Raw genomic sequence first — 17,284 nt, 5'->3', positions numbered from 1 at the left:
GCCCCCGGTGCCGCGTGCCTTCCGGCCCTGGGACAGGATGTCAGGAACACATAAGCGTCCTAGGGGGAACCCAGAAATGAGCAACAACCAGCCGGGCCCGTACGGCCAGCAGCCCCAGCAGCCGGGCCCGTACGGCCAGCCGGGGCAGCCGGGTCCGTACGGCCAGCCGGGGCCCTACGGTCAGCCGGGCCAGCCGGGCCCGTACGGCCAGCAGCCGCAGGCTCCGCAGCCCGGCTACGGCTACCCCCAGCAGGCGCCTCCCGTCCCGCCGCAGCCGGGTTACGGCTACCCGCAGCAGGGCGTACCGCAGCAGCCGCAGCCGTACGGCCAGCAGCCCAGTCCCTACGGCCAGCAGCCCAACCCCTACGGCCAGCAGGCCTACGGCATGCCGCAGCCGCCGCAGGCGGGCGGGGGCAAGAAGAGGACGGGCCTGATCATCGGCGCGGTGGCCGTGGTGGCGGCCCTGGCGGTGGGGGCGTACATCGTGTTCGGCGGGGGCGGCGGCAGCGTCACGGACGACGGACCGCACAAGCTGATCACGCCGGCGACCGTGATCAACGGGACGTTCAAGAAGTCGGACGATGGCTCCTCGGACAAGGGCATGAGCCAGGACGACCTCAAGAAGACCGAGGCCTTGGGCGTCAAGAACCCGAAGAATGTGAGCGCCGGCTACAGCTCAGGCTCTGGTTTCACCGGGAAGAGTCTCGGTTTCTCCGGCGTGTACGGCACCATCGACGACCCGGAAAAGGTCGTCGACGGTATGTTCGCGATGATGAAGGAGCAGTCCGCGAAGGACACTTCCTCCTCCAAGGGCAAGCTCGTCGGCAGCCCGCAGAAGATGTCGCCGTCCGGCTTCTCGAACGGCATCATGAAGTGCCAGTCCATCGAGACCAGTGAGTCGGGCAAGACGTTCACGACGCCGGTATGCGTGTGGGGCGACCACAGCACCGTCGCGTACGTCATCTCGTTCGACTTCGGCGGGTTGGCCACGGGGAAGGGCACGTCCATCGAGGACGCCGCCCAGCTGGCCGCGAAGCTCCGCAACGACGTGCGCGTGAAGATGTGACGTTGGCGTAGCGAGGCGCCGATCCACCGAGGCGACCCACAACGGGGAGGCGCCCCGGCGGACTCGGCACCTCAGGACGGCAACGAGGGACGCCCGGCGCCTTGTCGGCGCCGGGCGTCCTTCTGCGTGCGGTTCGCCACTACGCCGACTTCTGCTCCCCGGACCCCCGCCCCCGCGCGTCCCTCGGGATCAGCGTCGGGTTGACGTTGGAGAGGACCACGTCGGCCGTGATGACGACGCGGGCGACGTCCTTGCGGGACGGGACCTCGTACATCACGCCCTGGAGGACTTCCTCCATGATGGCGCGCAGGCCCCGGGCGCCGGTCTGGCGGAGGATGGCCTGGTCGGCGATGGCCTCCAGGGCCTCGCGCTCGAAGTCCAGCTCGACGCCGTCGAGTTCGAAGAGGCGCTGGTACTGCTTCACGAGCGCGTTGCGGGGTTCCACCAGGATCTTGAGGAGCGCTTCGCGGTCGAGGTTGTGGACCGACGTGATCACCGGCAGGCGGCCGATGAACTCCGGGATCATGCCGAACTTGACCAGGTCCTCCGGCATGACGTCCTCGAAGACGTCCTTGGACTCCAGCTCGCGCTTGGACAGGATCGTCGCGCCGAAGCCGATGCCCTTCGCCCCGGCCCGGGCCTCGATGATCTTCTCCAGGCCGGCGAAGGCACCGCCCACGATGAACAGGACGTTCGTCGTGTCGATCTGGATGAACTCCTGGTGGGGGTGCTTGCGGCCGCCCTGGGGCGGCACCGAGGCCGTGGTGCCCTCGAGGATCTTCAGGAGGGCCTGCTGGACACCCTCGCCCGAGACGTCGCGGGTGATCGAGGGGTTCTCGCTCTTCCTCGCCACCTTGTCGATCTCGTCGATGTAGATGATCCCGGTCTCGGCCTTCTTGACGTCGTAGTCCGCCGCCTGGATGAGCTTCAACAGGATGTTCTCGACGTCCTCGCCGACATAGCCCGCCTCCGTCAGAGCCGTGGCGTCGGCGATCGCGAAGGGGACGTTCAGCATGCGTGCCAGGGTCTGCGCGAGGAGCGTCTTGCCGGAGCCCGTGGGGCCCAGCAGGAGGATGTTGGACTTCGCCAGCTCGATGGCGTCGTCACGGCCGCCCGGGCCGCCGTTCTCCCCCGCCTGGACCCGCTTGTAGTGGTTGTACACCGCGACGGAGAGGGCCTTCTTCGCCGCCTCCTGGCCGACCACATAGCCCTCGAGGAACTCGTAGATCTCGCGGGGCTTGGGCAGTTCCTCCCAGCGCACCTCGCTGGTCTCCGCGAGCTCTTCCTCGATGATCTCGTTGCAGAGATCGATGCACTCGTCGCAGATGTACACACCGGGCCCTGCGATGAGCTTCTTGACCTGCTTCTGGCTCTTGCCGCAGAACGAGCACTTGAGCAGATCGCCGCCGTCACCGATGCGTGCCACGGTGTGCTTCCCCTTCGCCTGGGAGACGCCCGGACGCTTTCGAGTCCAGCGGCTCCTGGTGCTGCCTTATGTCCGACGGTACCTTGCCGGGCCCTGTGTTCGGGCCCCCCTTGGCAGGGTTCACTTTGACGTGCACCGTGCCAAGGGGGGCTCCGGGTGGGCTGTTCCGCGTCAGCGGACCGAGCTGTTGTTCAGCTTGCGGGTGGAGATGATCTGGTCGACGAGGCCGTACTCCAGCGCCTCCTCGGCCGTGAGGATCTTGTCGCGCTCGATGTCGTCGCGGATCTTCTCGATCGGCTGGTTCGAGTGCTTGGCCAGCATCTGCTCCAGCTGCTCACGCATCCGGGTGAACTCGTTCGCGATGATCTCCAGGTCGGAGAGCTGACCGCGGCCCGTGGAGCCGGCCGGCTGGTGGATCAGCACGCGGGAGTTCGGCAGCGCCATGCGCTTGCCGGGCGTACCGGCGGCGAGCAGGATGGCCGCCGCCGAGGCCGCCTGGCCCATGCAGACGGTCTGGATGTCGGGCTTGACGAACTGCATGGTGTCGTAGATCGCCGTGAGGGCGGTCATGTCGCCACCGGGGCTGTTGATGTAGATCGAGATGTCCCGGTCCGGGTCCATCGACTCCAGGCACAGCAGCTGCGCCATGACGTCGTTGGCGGAGGCGTCGTCGATCTGGACGCCGAGGAAGATCACGCGCTCCTCGAAGAGCTTCGCGTACGGGTCGTACTCGCGGATGCCCTGGGAGGTGCGCTCGACGAAGCGCGGGATGACGTAGCGGCTGTCGGGGCGGGGCCCTTCGTACATGCCGCTGGCGGCGCCGGGGAAGTTGCTCATGGGGTGTTCACCGTCCTGGTGGCGTTCTGGGGGCTTCGGTCTCGGCGGTGCGTGGCGTGGCCGGGCCGGTCAGGCACCGGTGCCGCCGCCTCCCGGAACACCCGAGGCGTTCCTGATGATCTCGTCAATGAGACCGTACTCCTTGGCCTCTTCCGGGGTGAACCAGCGGTCGCGGTCGGCGTCGCGGAGGATCGTCTCGACCGGCTGGCCGGAGTGGAACGCGGTCAACTCGGTCATGGTCTTCTTGGTGCGCAGCAGGTACTGGGCCTGGATCTTGATGTCCGAGACCGTACCGCCCAGGCCCGCGGAGCCCTGGTGCATCATGATGTCCGTGTGCGGCAGGGCGAACCGCTTGCCGGCGGTGCCGCCGGTGAGCAGGAACTGGCCCATCGAGGCCGCCATGCCCATGCCGATCGTCACCACGTCGTTCGGGATGAACTGCATGGTGTCGTAGATCGCCATGCCCGCCGTCACCGAGCCGCCGGGGCTGTTGATGTAGAGGTAGATGTCCTTGTCGGGATCGGCGGCAAGGAGCAGCAGCTGTGCCGTGATCTTGTTGGCGATGTCGTCGTCAACCTGCTGGCCGAGGAAGATGATCCGCTCGCCGAGCAGCCGGTTGTAGACCTGGTCGCCGAGGCCACCACCGATGGAAGGCTCGCCGGCGGCGGAGGGCATCAGATTCGTCACGTATCCACCTGCTCGTCTTACGACGGCGCCGGGCCGTCTCATTGTTCTGCCTTTCATGGACCCTAACGCGATGGTCCCTTCGGGGAATCCCGGGAATGCGGGTGTTCGCCGGGGGCGTAGCGCTCCGCTGGGGGGCCGGCCCGGTTCCCGGGGGGTGGTGCGGGCGGTCGTCGGGCTGCCGGTGCCTGGGGTCGTTCGCGCAGTCCCCGCGCCCCTGAGGCCGGCGCGCGCCTCCGGGACGACGAACGGGCCCCGGGGAAGGTCCCCAGGGCCCGCTGTACGCGCTTCAGAGGCGCCGCAGGACCGCTCAGCCCTCGGCGTTCTCCTCGGAGGTCTCCGACGCCTCGGCGGCCTCGGTCTCCTCCTCCTCGTCGTCCAGGTCGACGACCTCGCCGTTGGTGTCCTTCACCGTGGCGGCCTCGACCACGACGGCCAGGGCCTTGCCGCGGGCGACCTCGCCGACCAGGAGCGGCACCTGGCCGCCCTCGACGACGGCCTGGGCGAACTGGTCGGGGGACATCCCGGAGGAGGCCGCACGCCGCATGAGGTGCTCGGTGAGCTCCTCCTGGTTGACGTTGAGGTTCTCCTTCTTGACCAGCTCGTCGAGGACGAACTGGGTCTTGATGCCCTTGACCGCGGCCTCGCGGGTCTCGGTCTCGAACTCCTCGGCGGTCTTGCCCTGGATCTCCAGGTACTTGTCGAGGGTGAGGCCCATCTGGCCGAGCTGGTGGTGCTCCAGGTTGTGCTTGCGGGTGTTGATCTCGTCCTCGAGCAGCTTCTCGGGGACCGGGACCTCGACCAGCTCGAGGAGCTTCTCCAGGACACGCTCCTGGGCCTGGGTGGCCTGGTCGAACTGCTTCATGTCCGCGAGGCGCTTGCGGCTGTCGGCCTTGAGCTCGTCCAGGGTGTCGAACTCGGAGGCGAGCTGCGCGAAGTCGTCGTCCAGCTCGGGCAGTTCACGCTTGGCGACCTGGGTGACCTTGACGGTGACCTCGGCCTCCTTGCCCGCGGCGGAGCCGCCCTTCAGCTCGGAGGTGAAGGTGGCCTCCTCACCGGCGGACAGGCCCGTGACGGCGTCGTCGATGCCGTCGAGGAGCTCACCGGAGCCGATGGTGTAGGAGACGCCGTTGGCGATGCCGTCCTCGAGGACCTCGCCGTCGACCTTGGCCTGCAGGTCGATGGTGACGACGTCGCCGTTCTCGGCGGCGCGCTCCACCGGGGAGGTGGAGGCGAAGCGCTCGCGCAGCTGCTCGACCGACTTCTCGATGTCCTCGTCGGTGACCTCGACGGCGTCGACCTCGACCTCGATGCCGGAGAAGTCCGGGATCTCGAGGGCCGGGCGGACGTCGACCTCGGCGGTGAAGTTCAGCGTCTCGCCGTCCTTCAGCTCGGTGATGTCGACCTCGGGCTGGCCCAGCGGGCTGAGCTCGGCCTCGTTGACCGCCTCGGTGTAGAACTTGGGCAGCGCGTCGTTGACGGCCTCCTCCAGCACCGCACCGCGCCCGAACCGCTGGTCGATGACACGGGCCGGGATCTTGCCCTTGCGGAAGCCCTTCACCGTGACCTGCTGGTTGATCTTCTTGTACGCCGCGTCGAGGCTGTCCTTGAGCTCCTCGAAGGGCACCTCGACAGTGAGCCGAACCCGGGTCGGGTTCAGGGTCTCCACGGCGCTCTTCACGGTTCGGTCTCCTTGTGGCTGACTTCTTGGTTTCTGCCGGAGCCAGACAGGTCCGGCGGATTCGCCGCCCGGAGGAGTACGTAGGCCGTGAGGGCCGGGTCACACGGGCGCGCAGCTTGCATAGTAACCGCAGCCGGTCGGCGCCCCAAAAGGCGATCATCACGACGTCGTGGGCAGGTGGTCGGGGTGGCGGGATTTGAACCCACGGCCTTCCGCTCCCAAAGCGGACGCGCTACCAAGCTGCGCCACACCCCGTCTGGTGCGACACGTAGGGTACATGCACTGGCCGGTTCCGTCGGCCGTATTCTCCGGGTGGCACGCGCGAGGGGGCCGGTGCCGGGGGTTCGAGGGCCTCGGGGATCAAGTCGTTGGCCTCCACGGCGGGCGACCCGCTACGATGCCTCCAGTGCCGCGGTCACTGACCTGCGGCGCACTGTCGCGGGCGTAGCTCAATGGTAGAGCCCTAGTCTTCCAAACTAGCTACGCGGGTTCGATTCCCGTCGCCCGCTCCGATCGGCCCTGGGGCCCGGTCTCCGCTTCGGCGGGGCCGGGCCCCGGCTGTTTGTCACAGGTGGCGCAGGTCCACGGAGTAGACCGCCCGGGTGCCGTAGGGCACGTAGAGGGCGGCGCCGCGGACCACGGGCGGGGAGCCGGCGTACACGAAGACGGGGTCCGTGCGGTCGTCGCGGCCGGGGAGGCTGTGGACCTCCCGGCCGGTGCGGCGGTCCAGGGCGGCCAGCCGGCCGCCCGGCGAGGCGACGAGGACGTCGTCGTCCCAGCCGGCGGGCGGCCCGGGGCGTTCGACGGAGGAGCGGGTGTCCCAGCGGGTGCGGCCGGTGGCCGGGTCCACGGCACGGATCTCGCCGCTGTTGACGGTGAGGTAGAGGGTGCCGTCGAGCAGGGTGGGGGTGGCGTCGGCGGACACGGCCCGGGCGAGCGGGACGATGTGCGGCGCGTGGTCGGCGAGGCCGATCAGGAGGATGCGGCCGTAGCGCTCGGTCACGGGGCTGTCCGGGGCGTCCGGGGCCAGTGTGGTCGGCACCAGGACCAGGCGGCCGGCGGCCGATCCGGCCAGGGCGAGGATTCCGTCGGCGGTGACGGTCCAGCGGGTCTCGCCGTGCGCCGCGCCGACGGAGGCGATCGTGGTGCGGTTGTGTGCGAAGTCGAGGCAGAGTACATATCCGCGCCCTTGTGCGGCGCCGACCTGGCAGGTCTTCCGGCCGGCCGTGGTGTTCGGGGCGGGCAGGGTGCGCTTCCAGCGTGGTGTGCCGGTGGCCGGGTCGAGCAGCGAGTAGGTCCTGGCGTCGCCGCGGACGACGATCGGCCCGTCGGCCGTGACGGCGGCCGAGCCGCCGGTCGTGGTGGGTGCCGTGTCGCCGTTGGGTGTGCTCCAGCGGACCTTCCCGGTGCGGGCGTCGAGGGCCTGAAAGGCGTAGGAGTCGCTCTGCGCCGACCGTGGCTGCGTCTCGGCCACGGTGTAGACGTCGTGGCCGTGGGTGCCGAGCAGCCCCATGTCGGAGGTGCTGCCGCTGCTGTCCGGGTCGGGGTGGTCGGCCGACGGGCGGCTCCATTCGACCTTGCCCGTGGCCAGCGAGAAGCGGACGGCCTTCAGACCGTCACCGGCGCAGATCAGCCCGCCGTCGAGCGCCGTGCAGGACGGGAAGGCCGCGCCGGCGCTGGTCTCCTTGTCGGTCTCCTGGGCCTGCCAGGCCCGCCAGCCCGGGGGCAGATCACCGCGGGGGCCCGCCTTCGCGTCCGTGGCCGGCCGCAGGGCCGCCACGGAGCCGGCCACCGCGAGCACCAGAGCGCCCGCGAGTGCCACCAGCCATGGGCCCCGGCGTCGGCGGGGCCGTACCGGCCGGGTGTCCTCCTGCACGGGCCGCGCGGGCGGCGCGGGCAGCCGGCCCTCGCGGAGCAGGTGCAGGAGCTCGTCGGGGGTCGGCCGGGACTTGGGGTGTTTTTCCAGGCAGAGGCGGACGAACGGGAGCAGGTCGGCGGGGACGGCGTCGAGGTCGGGGGCGACCTCGACGACCCTCGTCGCCGTCTCCCAGGGCGTCTCGCTGTCGAAGGGCCCGCGCCGGGTGGCGGCGTACACGACGACCGCTCCGAGGGAGAAGACGTCGGTGGCCGGTCCGACCTCGTGCGGGGAGGTGAACTGCTCGGGGGACATGAAGGGCGGGGTGCCCATCACCCGGCCGGTCTGGGTGAGGGCGTCGGCGGGGGTGGGCTCGACGGCCCGCGAGACACCGAAGTCGATGACGCGCGGGCCGTCCTCGGCGAGCATGACGTTGGCCGGCTTCAGGTCCCGGTGGACCACCCCCGCGCGGTGGATGTCGCGCAGCGCCTCGGCGAGGCCGGCGGCGAGTTCGCGCAGCCGGTGCGGGGGGAGCGGGCCGTGGCGGCGGACGTGGGTGCCGAGGTCCTCGCCGGGGATGTAGAGCGTGGCCATCCAGGGACGCGGCGCGTCGGCGTCCGCGTCCACCACGGGGGCCGTGAAGGCACCGCTGACCTGGCGGGCGGCGGCCACCTCGCGGCTGAACCGGGCGCGGAACTCGTCGTCGTCGGCGTACTGGCCGTGGACGACCTTGACCGCGAGCCGGCGGCCGGAGGCGGATCGGGCGAGGTACACCACGCCCATGCCGCCGCTGCCGAGGCGGTCCTCGATCCGGTAGCCCCCGATCTCCGCCGGGTCCGTGTCGCGCAGCGCCATCCCCGTGGGTCCCCCCGTTGCTTCAGTTGTTCAGCGCGTTCCGTCCGCGGCCGGTTCCGCGCCGGGTCAGAACCTGATCGAGTTGATCGAGTCGGCTATCGAGTTCAGGAAGCGGTCGATGGACGGGGCCATGCCGGTCGAGGCGAGGAAGAAACCGAAGAGCACCGCGACGATCGCGGGCCCCGCCTTGATGCTGCCCCCTCTCAGGAGCACTACAAGGATGATCGCCAACAGCAGCACCACAGACAGTGAAATGGCCACAACTGATCACACCCTCGGTCGGTCCGCTCTCCCGGCCCGGAGGTACTGCCCGCACCTCCGCCAGAACCATCGTGCCACCAACCGGCCCGCGTTATGCGGCCACTGACACGATGTCGGGCGCCCGCCGCGGCGAGTGCGACGTCCCGCACGGTAATTCGACGGTACGGCGCGCCCGACCGGGCGGGAAATAGCGCGAGTTGGTTTCATGTCCCACACATGATCCGCGCAGGTAATTCAAATTGACGCCACCGAGCGGCCATATGCCCTGTTTAGTCAGTCCGAATCAGGACATCCAGGGACGAAGATGCGCCCCCGGCAGCGGTCTTGTGTGCGCACCATCACGCGGCCCGGCAGGCAAGTCGAGGAAATCAACGGGTACCCGAAGGCGATAACCAGTAATCGCAGCGCGCGTTTTACGAAATCCCACAGACGACGCTAGGGTGCCTGAGATGTTCGACCCCGCCCCACCTCCCGGCCCCAGCCACAGGCCGCTCCCTCCGGCACCGACACCGGCGGACGGAGTGCCCGCACCACGCACCCCGACGGGTGCGCAGGAGCGGCAGCCTCCGGCGGGCAGACCGGGGGCACAGCGCGACGCGTTCTTCGACAACGTGAAGTACCTGGCGATCGTGCTGGTGGCCGCGGGCCACTCGTGGGCGCCGTTGAAGAGCGACAGCCGTGTCCTGGAAGGCCTGTACAACGTCGTGTACACCTTCCACATGCCGGCGTTCATCATCATCTCCGGCTACTTCTCGCGCAGTTTCGACATGCGCCCGGACCGGCTGAAGCGCCTGGTCACCGGTCTCGCCGTGCCGTACCTCCTGTTCCAGACGGCCTACCTGCTGTTCCGGCGCTACGTCGGCCACTCCTCCGAGCCCTTCGACCTCGTCTCCCCCTGGTACCTGACGTGGTTCCTGTGCGCGCTGTTCATCTGGCGCCTGACCAGCCCCCTGTGGAAGCTGGTGCGCCGGCCGCTGCCGATCGCGCTCGGCATCGCGATGCTCGGCTCGGTCTCGCCCGGTACCGGAGGCGCTCTCGACCTCGGCCGCGTCCTGCAGTTCCTGCCCTGCTTCGTGCTGGGTCTGTGCCTGAAGCCCGAGCACTTCGCCGCGCTGCGCCGCGGGTGGGTGCGGATCGCGTCGCTGCCGGTGCTCGCGGCGGCGCTGGCCGTCGGCTGGTGGACCGCGCCGCGGCTGGACGACAACTGGTTCTACCGGGAGAGCTCCGCGCAGAGCCTGGGCGCGCACTGGTGGGCCGGCCCGCTGATGACGCTGGCGCTGTTCGCCTGCTCGCTGCTGCTGACCGCGGTCTTCTTCGCCTGGGTGCCGGGGCGCAGGACATGGTTCACCGCTCTCGGCGCCGGCACCTTGTACGGCTATCTGCTGCACGGCTTCGTGGTGAAGTTCGCCACCTACCGCGGCTGGTTCGACCGCGGCTGGCTGCACGGCCCGCTCGGCGAGATCCTGGTGACGGCCCTCGCGGGCGCCGTCGTCACCCTGCTGTGCACCAAGCCCGTCCAGCGGGTCTTCCGGTTCGCGATGGAGCCGAGGATGGAATGGGCGTTCAAGCAGGATGCTGCCCGGCTGGCCCGCGAACGCCGGCAGGAGGAACGCCAGATGGTCAGCGCCTAGTCCGCCCGCCGCGGTCCCAGGCCGAGAAGTGTGCGCATCCGGGCGTACTTCGCGGTCAATCGGGCCCGGGTCGGCTCGTCCAGGAGCGCGAGCCGCCGAGGATCGGCGTTGTGCGCCAGGTCGGCCTCCTTCACCAGCCGCGCGCCGTCGGTGACGAGGATCCGCCGGGCGTACGCCTCCGGCTCCTCCCCCGGACGTTTGGTGAGGGCGTCCACGACGGCTTTGGTGCGCGCGGTCAGCGCCGCCCGCGCCAGCCACTCGCGGCTGAGGACCCCGTCCTCGACCGCGTCGTGCAGCCAGGCCGCCGCGATCTGCTCGGCGTCCCCGCCCCGTGCCCGCACGCCCGCGGCGACGGCGGCGAGGTGCTCCGCGTACGGCCGTCCGGCCTTGTCGGTCTGGCCTTCGTGGGCGGCACGGGCGAGGTCCTCCACCTCGGCCGGGGTGAGCAGCCCGCTGCCCTCGGTGGCTCCTGTCATGGCTCCGGTGTCCTTCCGGTTGAAGCCCTCTCAGCGGGCGGCCGCCGTCGACTGGCGGCAGATCAGGAGCAGGGCCCGGTCGTCGTTGACGTCCTTGGCGACCGCCTCGATGAGATGCCAGGCGGCGCCGTGGAAGCCGCCGGCGACATAGCGGTCCGCCTCTCCGGTGAGGCGGTCGATGCCCTCGACGATGTCCCGGTCGGAGGTTTCCACCAGGCCGTCCGTGAACAGCATCAGCACGTCCCCCGGCCGGAGCGAGCCCTTGACGGAGTCGAACTGGGCGCCGTCGTACACACCGAGCAGCGGCCCCTCGGCGGCCTTCTCCTCCCAGCGTCCGCTGCCCGCGCTCAGCTGCAGCCCCGGCGGATGGCCGGCGGAGTACAGCTCGTAGTCACCGGAGTCGAGGTCCAGGACCAGATGGATGGAGGTGGCGAAGCCCTCGTCCCAGTCCTGGCGCAGCAGATAGCCGTTCGCGGCGGGCAGGAAGGCGTGCGGTGGCAGCGAGCCGAGCAGGCCGCCGAAGGCGCCGGACAGCAGCAGGGCGCGCGATCCCGCGTCCATGCCCTTGCCGGACACGTCCGTGAGCACGACCTCCAGTGTGCGGCCGCCGTTCGTGCGGGCCGCGACCACGAAGTCACCGGAGAAGGACTGACCGCCGGCCGGCCGCAGCGCCATCTCGTGGTGCCAGCCCTGCGGCAGCTTCGGCAGCTTGCTCTGCACCCGGATCCGCTCGCGCAGGTCGAACAGCATGGTGCCGCCGCGCCGCCAGGGCACACCGACCCGGCTGCGGAACTGGGCGGTGAGCAGGCCGAAGAAACCGCAGGCGGCCACCACCAGCACCACACCGGGGGTGACCCGTGACGCCCCCTCGGTGTAGGGGCCGAGCCGCACCGACTCCACGATCAGTGCGGTGGCCGCCGCCGCGTACAGGCCGAGCAGGCTCGCCGGGCGCAGCACCAGGCCGCCGGCGACGATCGGCAGCACCAGGGTGGCCGGGGAGCACCACACCGAGTCGACGAGGGTCATGCCCATGAGGACGGGGATGGTGAGCAGCAGTCCGGCGAACGCGATCCAGTCGGAGCCGTCGCCGCGGAAGTAGTCCACGGCGCTTCTGCGCAGGCCGGTGCGGACCCGGTGCCACTGCATCCTCCACCGGGCCGTGAACGTCTCGGCCTTCGCGCGCCGCTCTCGTTCTGCTGCCATTAGTTCGGGACCCTATCCATCGGACCGGCTGCTTGGCACGGGAGGTCCCACTTGTCCCCCGTGCGAGGCTCCGCTTGGCGGTTCGTCCTCACAGTGAACGGCACGCGGGGCCATCGCGCCGCCGTCCGGGAGAAATTCGCTGGCTCGTCCCGCAATGCCCTGATAGGCATGGCTCATGGGGACTGACCGGGGAACCGAGTTGAGGGTGCTGCGCGAGTCCGACTGGGACCGGTGGTACGACATCCTGTACCGCGCCTTCGGCGCCTCCACGGCACCGCCCGAGGAGCGCGAACTGGACAAATCGCTCACCGAGTTCGACCGTTCCCTGGCCGCATGGGACGGGGAGGAGATCGTCGGTACGGCGGGCGCGTTCAGCTTCCGGATGACCGTGCCGGGCGGGACCGCGGTCCCGGCGGCCGGCGTGACCATGGTGGGCGTGGCGGCCACCCACCGGCGGCGCGGAGTGCTGACCTCGATGATGCGCCGGCTGCTGGACGACGCACGGGCGCTGGGCGAGCCGCTGGCGGTACTGACCGCGTCCGAGCCCGCGATCTACGGCCGCTTCGGGTTCGGCGCGGCGACCTTCCGGACGGCAGCCGAGATCGACACGAGCCGCGTGACGCTGTCCCTGCCGGCCGGCGTCGAGGAGGTACGGCTGCGGTACGCGGCGCCCGCCGACGTCCTGGACGCCTGTGAGGCGGTGTACGCGGCGCTGGTGCCGCTGCGGCCCGGGATGCTGGTCCGGCAGCCCGGCTGGGAGCGGGCCGGTCTCCTCGACCCCGAGAGCGAGCGGGGCGGGGCGTCGGCGCTGCAGTGCGTGGTGGCCGAGCGGAACGGCGAGGTGACCGGGTACGTCCGGTTCCGCACGAAGATCGACTGGGGTGCCGGCGGGCACGACGGCACGGTGCGGCTGAAGGACCTGGCCGCCCTCGACCCGGTCACCGAGGCGGCGCTGTGGCGGTTCCTGTTCGGCATCGACCTCATGACGACCCTGTCGGTGGACACGCGGCCGGTCGACGACGCCTGGCAGTACATGGTCTCGGACATCCGCCGCTGCCGTCCGCGCCAGAGGGACGACGCGTACGTCCGTCTCGTCGACGTCGATGCGGCACTGGCGGCCCGTACGTATCAGGCGCCCGTGGATGTCGTACTGGAGGTGGAGGACACCTTCTGCCCGTGGAACGCGGGGCGCCGGCGGCTGACGGGCGACGCGAAGGGCGCGTCCTGCGAGCGTACGTCCGACGCCGCCGATCTCTCCCTGTCCGTACGGGACTTGGGCGCGGCGTATCTCGGCGGGGCGACGCTGCTGTCGCTCGCGGCGGCCGGGCGGGTACGGGAGCTGCGGCCGGGGGCTCTGGCGGAGGCGTCGGTGGCGTTCGGCTCACCGGTGGCCCCGTGGCTGCCGCACGGCTTCTAGTGCCGGGCGCCGCGACGGGGCGAACGTCGTCCGTCGCGGCACCGGTACCCGCTCACCCCTGCTGACAGGTGGGGCACCAGAAGAGGTTGCGGGCGGCGAGGCCGGCGGTGCGGATCTCGTCGCCGCAGATGTGGCACGGCAGGGTGGCACGGCGGTAGACGTACACCTCGCCGCCGTGGTCGTCCACGCGGGGCGGCCGACCCATGGCCTCGGGGGTGTGCTCCGGGCGGACGGTGTCGATGCGGTTGTTGCGGACACCTTCGTGCATCAGACCCACCAGGTCGGCCCAGAGGGAGTCCCACTCGGCCGGGGTGATGTCCCTGCCGGCGCGGTAGGGGTCGATGCCGTGCCGGAAGAGGACCTCGGCGCGGTAGACGTTGCCGACGCCGGCCACGGCCTTCTGGTCCATGAGCAGCGCGGCGATCGTCGTACGGCTGCGGGAGACCGTACGGTACGCCACGGCCGGGTCGGCGTCCTCGCGCAGCGGGTCGGGGCCGAGGCGGTCGTGTATCGCGCGCTTCTCCTCTTCCGTGATCAGCGCGCAGGTGGCCGGGCCGCGCAGGTCGGCGTACGACGTGTCGTTCGCGAGCCGGAGCCGGACGGTGTCGGCCGACGGGGGTGCGGGGGCGTCGCCGAAGCCGACCTTGCCGAAGAGGCCGAGGTGGATGTGGACCCAGTCGGTGTCCCGGAAGCGGAGGAAGAGGTGCTTGCCGTGGGCCTCGGTGGCCGTCAGCTCCGAGCGGTCCAGGAGGGCGGCGGCGTCGGAGAACTTGCCCTGCGGGCTGGTGACACGCGGGGCCGTGCCCTGGAAGCGCCCGGCATAGTCCTCGGCCAGCCGGTGAATGGTGTGCCCTTCCGGCAAGGCTGAGCCGTCCTTCCACTCGGTCTTCTGCTTCTCGACCGACCGGGTCGGGTGGCCGGTGCGAACGGGGCCGGGGGCGGAGCCCCCAGGTTCCCTACTGCTGCGGGTGGTGGGGCGGGATCGGGGGCAGGTCGCCCGTCGTCTCGTACGCCGACAGCATGTCGATGCGGCGGATGTGGCGCTCGTCACCGGAGAAGGGGGTGTTCAGGAAGACCTCGACGAATTTCGTCGCCTCCTGCGTGCTGTGCATGCGTGCTCCCACCGCGACCACGTTGGCGTTGTTGTGCTGCCGCCCCAGCGCCGCCGTCTCCTCGCTCCAGGCCAGCGCCGCACGCACGCCCTTCACCTTGTTCGCGGCGATCTGCTCACCGTTGCCGGAGCCGCCGATCACGATGCCGAGGGCGTCGGCGTCCGCTGCCGCCCTCTCCGCGGCACGCAGGCAGAAGGGCGGGTAGTCGTCCTGGGCGTCGTAGATGTGCGGTCCGCAGTCGACGGGCTCGTGACCCGCCGTCTTGAGCCACTCGACGAGGTGGTTCTTGAGTTCGTAGCCGGCATGGTCCGAGCCGAGATACACGCGCATGGGACGAGTGTGACACGCCCGTTCCAGGGCAGCAGCCTCGGGTGGCGACGCCCGGCCACAGGGCCGTCCAGGTCCGGAGAATGCGTCCAGAAAATGTGAGTCACACCATAGAACCTCAAGGGAACCTCAAGTAACGATACGGATTCAGAGGTTCCCGAATCCGTTCGCCTCGGATTCACTGGACCGACTCGTACACCGCTCGTGCGAGATGCTCCTCCTGGCGTAAAGGAAATCCGTCCATGACCCCTGGCTCGGGCCTCCAAGCAGGACTCAAGAACCGCCATCTGACGATGATCGCGATCGGTGGTGTGATCGGAGCCGGCCTCTTCGTCGGTTCCAGTTCCGGTATCGCCACCGCGGGACCGGCCATCCTCCTGTCCTATGCGCTCGTCGGCACCCTCGTCGTCCTCGTGATGCGGATGCTCGGCGAGATGTCCGCCGCCAACCCCACCTCAGGCTCCTTCTCCGAGCACGCCGACCGTGCCCTCGGCCGCTGGGCCGGGTTCTCCATCGGCTGGCTCTACTGGTTCTTCTGGGTCGTCGTGCTGGCCGTCGAGGCCACCGCCGGCGCCAAGATCCTCTCCGGCTGGATGCCGGGCGTGCCCCAGTGGGGCTGGGCGCTCATCGTGATGACCGTGCTGACCGCGACCAACCTGGTCTCCGTCGGCTCCTACGGCGAATTCGAGTTCTGGTTCGCCGGCATCAAGGTCGTGGCCATCGGCGCGTTCATCGTGGTCGGCGCGCTGGCCGTCTTCGGCGTGCTGCCGGGCGCGCACACCGACAAGGCGAGCTTCGGCAACCTGACCTCCCACGGCGGCTTCCTGCCGCACGGACCCGGCTCGATCCTCACCGGTGTGCTGCTGGTCGTCTTCTCCTTCATGGGCAGCGAGATCGCGACCCTGGCGGCCGGCGAGTCGGAGGACCCGCAGCGCGCGGTCACCAAGTCCACCAACAGCATCATCTGGCGCATCGGCGTCTTCTACCTGGGCTCGATCCTGATCGTGGTCTCCCTGCTGCCGTGGAACGACCCGTCCATCCAGAAGAACGGCTCCTACGTCGCCGCGCTGGACTCCCTCGGCATCCCCAACGCCGGTCAGATCATGAACGTCATCATCCTGACCTCGGTGCTGTCCTGCCTCAACTCCGGCCTGTACACGGCCTCCCGCATGGCCTTCTCGCTGGGCCAGCGCGGTGACGCCCCGAAGGCGTTCGCCCGCACCACGTCCCGTGGCGTGCCGATGACCGCGATCCTGTCCTCGGTCGTGTTCGGCTTCCTGGCGGTCTTCTTCAACTACGAGTACCCGAACACCGTCTTCCTCTTCCTGCTCAACTCCAGTGGCGCGGTGGCCCTGTTCGTGTGGCTGGCGATCTGCTTCTCGCAGCTGCGGATGCGCAGGATCATCCAGCGGGAGGCGCCGGAGAAGCTCGTCGTGAAGATGTGGCTGTACCCGTACCTCACCTGGGCGACGGCGGCCTTCATCGTCTTCGTCCTCGGTTACATGCTGACCGACACCAAGGGCGCGAGCAGTGGCCGCACGACCGTGCTGCTGTCGGTGGCGGTGGCGGCGGTCGTCGTACTGATCGCCGTGATCAAGCAGAAGGTCACGGCGAACCGCCCCGCCCCGGTGGCCGAGGCCCCGGCCGACAAGGTCTCCGTCGGCTGACCCGGCCCACCGGCTGAACATGGCCGCATGACCTGACGGCACCTGCCGGGTCATGCGGCCATGCCGCATGTCATGGACTTCGGCCTCGGGCCGAGGGCGGCGGGCCAGGGCCCTGAACCGCACGAGAGGCTCGCCCGGGTCGGCTGAACCGCGACCCGGGCGAGCCTCTTCGCGCAGGAACTGCGCGTCGGTGCATGAGTCCTAGGAGCGCTTGTTCGCGAACTTCCAGGCGGTGGGCAGCGCGCCCATGGCCAGCGCGGCCTTGAGGGCGTCACCGATCAGGAACGGGGTCAGACCGAGCGCGACGGCCTGGGAGAGGGACATGTGGCCGGCGACGGCCAGGTAGGGCACGCCGACGGCGTAGATGACGGCCTCGCCGAGGATCATGGCGCCCGCCATGCGCAGCGGCGAGCGGTCGGCGCCGCGCCGGGCCAGGGCGCCGACGGCCGCCGAGGCGAGCAGCATGCCGAGGACATAGCCGAAGGACACCGCGCCGGCACCGGAGGCGCCGCCCGCGAACCACGGCACACCGGCCACACCGGCGAGCGCGTACAGCGCGAGGGAGAGGAAGCCGCGGCGGGCGCCCAGCGCGGTCCCGACCAGCAGCGCGGCGAAGGTCTGGCCGGTCACCGGAACCGGGGAGCCGGGGACCGGGACGGCCAGCTGGGCCGCAAGGCCGGTGAGCACGGCGCCGCCGGCGACGAGGGCCGCGTCACGGACGCGGGATGCGGGAAGCAGGTCGGCGAGGACTGCGCCGGGGCGAGCGAGGGCGGTGGCGGTGCTCAT

General features: G+C 70.3%; 15 protein-coding genes and 2 tRNA genes. 5 read left to right on the top strand and 12 right to left on the bottom strand.

The window, feature by feature from the left end:
- Positions 1-76: 76 nt before the first annotated feature.
- Positions 77-1,066, top strand: coding sequence for a hypothetical protein (locus tag ABZ919_RS31575; protein ID WP_361254298.1), 990 nt, complete (start codon positions 77-79; stop codon positions 1,064-1,066).
- A 139-nt stretch (positions 1,067-1,205) separates the two neighbouring features.
- Here ABZ919_RS31575 and clpX read toward each other — a convergent pair whose 3' ends face one another.
- The 5 genes from clpX to ABZ919_RS31550 all read right to left on the bottom strand — a co-directional run bounded on the left by clpX (position 1,206) and on the right by ABZ919_RS31550 (position 5,949).
- On the bottom strand, positions 1,206-2,492 hold the full coding sequence (gene clpX, locus ABZ919_RS31570) for an ATP-dependent Clp protease ATP-binding subunit ClpX (RefSeq protein WP_189948500.1): 1,287 nt from the start codon (positions 2,490-2,492) through the stop codon (positions 1,206-1,208).
- A 171-nt stretch (positions 2,493-2,663) separates the two neighbouring features.
- Positions 2,664-3,329, bottom strand: a complete 666-nt coding sequence (locus ABZ919_RS31565; protein ID WP_361254294.1) for an ATP-dependent Clp protease proteolytic subunit — start codon at positions 3,327-3,329, stop codon at positions 2,664-2,666.
- Positions 3,330-3,398: 69 nt separating this feature from the next.
- Positions 3,399-4,004 (bottom strand): ATP-dependent Clp protease proteolytic subunit, encoded by a 606-nt coding sequence (locus ABZ919_RS31560; RefSeq protein ID WP_361254417.1) that lies wholly within the window; start codon positions 4,002-4,004, stop codon positions 3,399-3,401.
- 319 nt (positions 4,005-4,323) lie between these two features.
- On the bottom strand, positions 4,324-5,694 hold the full coding sequence (tig, locus tag ABZ919_RS31555) for a trigger factor (protein WP_361254291.1): 1,371 nt from the start codon (positions 5,692-5,694) through the stop codon (positions 4,324-4,326).
- Between the two features lie 178 nt (positions 5,695-5,872).
- Positions 5,873-5,949: transfer RNA gene (locus tag ABZ919_RS31550), tRNA-Pro, on the bottom strand.
- 183 nt (positions 5,950-6,132) lie between these two features.
- Between ABZ919_RS31550 and ABZ919_RS31545 the strand changes: the two genes are divergently transcribed.
- Positions 6,133-6,203, top strand: a tRNA-Gly gene (locus tag ABZ919_RS31545).
- A gap of 56 nt (positions 6,204-6,259) precedes the next feature.
- On the opposite strand, the gene ABZ919_RS31540 is transcribed toward ABZ919_RS31545, so the two are convergent.
- The gene (locus ABZ919_RS31540; RefSeq protein ID WP_361254288.1) at positions 6,260-8,404 is read right to left on the bottom strand and encodes a PQQ-binding-like beta-propeller repeat protein; all 2,145 of its coding nucleotides are present in this window, start codon (positions 8,402-8,404) and stop codon (positions 6,260-6,262) included.
- A 66-nt stretch (positions 8,405-8,470) separates the two neighbouring features.
- Positions 8,471-8,665: a hypothetical protein gene (locus ABZ919_RS31535; RefSeq protein ID WP_361254285.1), complete on the bottom strand. Its 195-nt coding sequence runs from the start codon at positions 8,663-8,665 to the stop codon at positions 8,471-8,473.
- Between the two features lie 521 nt (positions 8,666-9,186).
- Here ABZ919_RS31535 and ABZ919_RS31530 point away from each other — a divergent pair.
- Positions 9,187-10,296, top strand: a complete 1,110-nt coding sequence (locus ABZ919_RS31530) for an acyltransferase family protein (RefSeq protein ID WP_361254282.1) — start codon at positions 9,187-9,189, stop codon at positions 10,294-10,296.
- Here ABZ919_RS31530 and ABZ919_RS31525 read toward each other — a convergent pair.
- Both ABZ919_RS31525 and ABZ919_RS31520 read right to left on the bottom strand, forming a co-directional pair.
- Positions 10,293-10,772: an HD domain-containing protein gene (locus ABZ919_RS31525; RefSeq protein ID WP_361254279.1), complete on the bottom strand. Its 480-nt coding sequence runs from the start codon at positions 10,770-10,772 to the stop codon at positions 10,293-10,295. The genes ABZ919_RS31530 and ABZ919_RS31525 overlap by 4 nt on opposite strands.
- Before the next feature lie 30 nt (positions 10,773-10,802).
- Positions 10,803-11,975, bottom strand: a complete 1,173-nt coding sequence (locus ABZ919_RS31520; RefSeq protein WP_361254276.1) for a PP2C family protein-serine/threonine phosphatase — start codon at positions 11,973-11,975, stop codon at positions 10,803-10,805.
- Between the two features lie 175 nt (positions 11,976-12,150).
- On the opposite strand from ABZ919_RS31520, the gene ABZ919_RS31515 reads away from it, so the two are divergent.
- Positions 12,151-13,392 (top strand): GNAT family N-acetyltransferase, encoded by a 1,242-nt coding sequence (locus ABZ919_RS31515; RefSeq protein ID WP_361254273.1) that lies wholly within the window; start codon positions 12,151-12,153, stop codon positions 13,390-13,392.
- 52 nt (positions 13,393-13,444) lie between these two features.
- On the opposite strand, the gene ABZ919_RS31510 is transcribed toward ABZ919_RS31515, so the two are convergent.
- Together ABZ919_RS31510 and ABZ919_RS31505 are read right to left on the bottom strand one after the other, a co-directional pair.
- The gene (locus ABZ919_RS31510) at positions 13,445-14,254 is read right to left on the bottom strand and encodes a DNA-formamidopyrimidine glycosylase family protein (RefSeq protein ID WP_361254270.1); all 810 of its coding nucleotides are present in this window, start codon (positions 14,252-14,254) and stop codon (positions 13,445-13,447) included.
- A 94-nt stretch (positions 14,255-14,348) separates the two neighbouring features.
- Positions 14,349-14,834 carry a ribose-5-phosphate isomerase gene (locus ABZ919_RS31505; RefSeq protein WP_361254266.1) on the bottom strand — a complete coding sequence of 162 codons (486 nt, stop codon included), beginning with the start codon at positions 14,832-14,834 and terminating at the stop codon, positions 14,349-14,351.
- Between the two features lie 239 nt (positions 14,835-15,073).
- On the opposite strand from ABZ919_RS31505, the gene ABZ919_RS31500 reads away from it, so the two are divergent.
- Positions 15,074-16,498: an amino acid permease gene (locus tag ABZ919_RS31500; RefSeq protein WP_361254262.1), complete on the top strand. Its 1,425-nt coding sequence runs from the start codon at positions 15,074-15,076 to the stop codon at positions 16,496-16,498.
- Between the two features lie 201 nt (positions 16,499-16,699).
- Here ABZ919_RS31500 and ABZ919_RS31495 read toward each other — a convergent pair whose 3' ends face one another.
- On the bottom strand, positions 16,700-17,284 hold the full coding sequence (locus ABZ919_RS31495) for a biotin transporter BioY (protein ID WP_361254259.1): 585 nt from the start codon (positions 17,282-17,284) through the stop codon (positions 16,700-16,702).

Source organism: Streptomyces sp. NPDC046759 (assembly GCF_040645475.1).
Classification (GTDB): Bacteria; Actinomycetota; Actinomycetes; order Streptomycetales; family Streptomycetaceae; genus Streptomyces.
The sequence above is the reverse complement of the archived record's forward strand: the minus strand, read 5'-3'. Positions and strand labels throughout refer to the sequence as shown.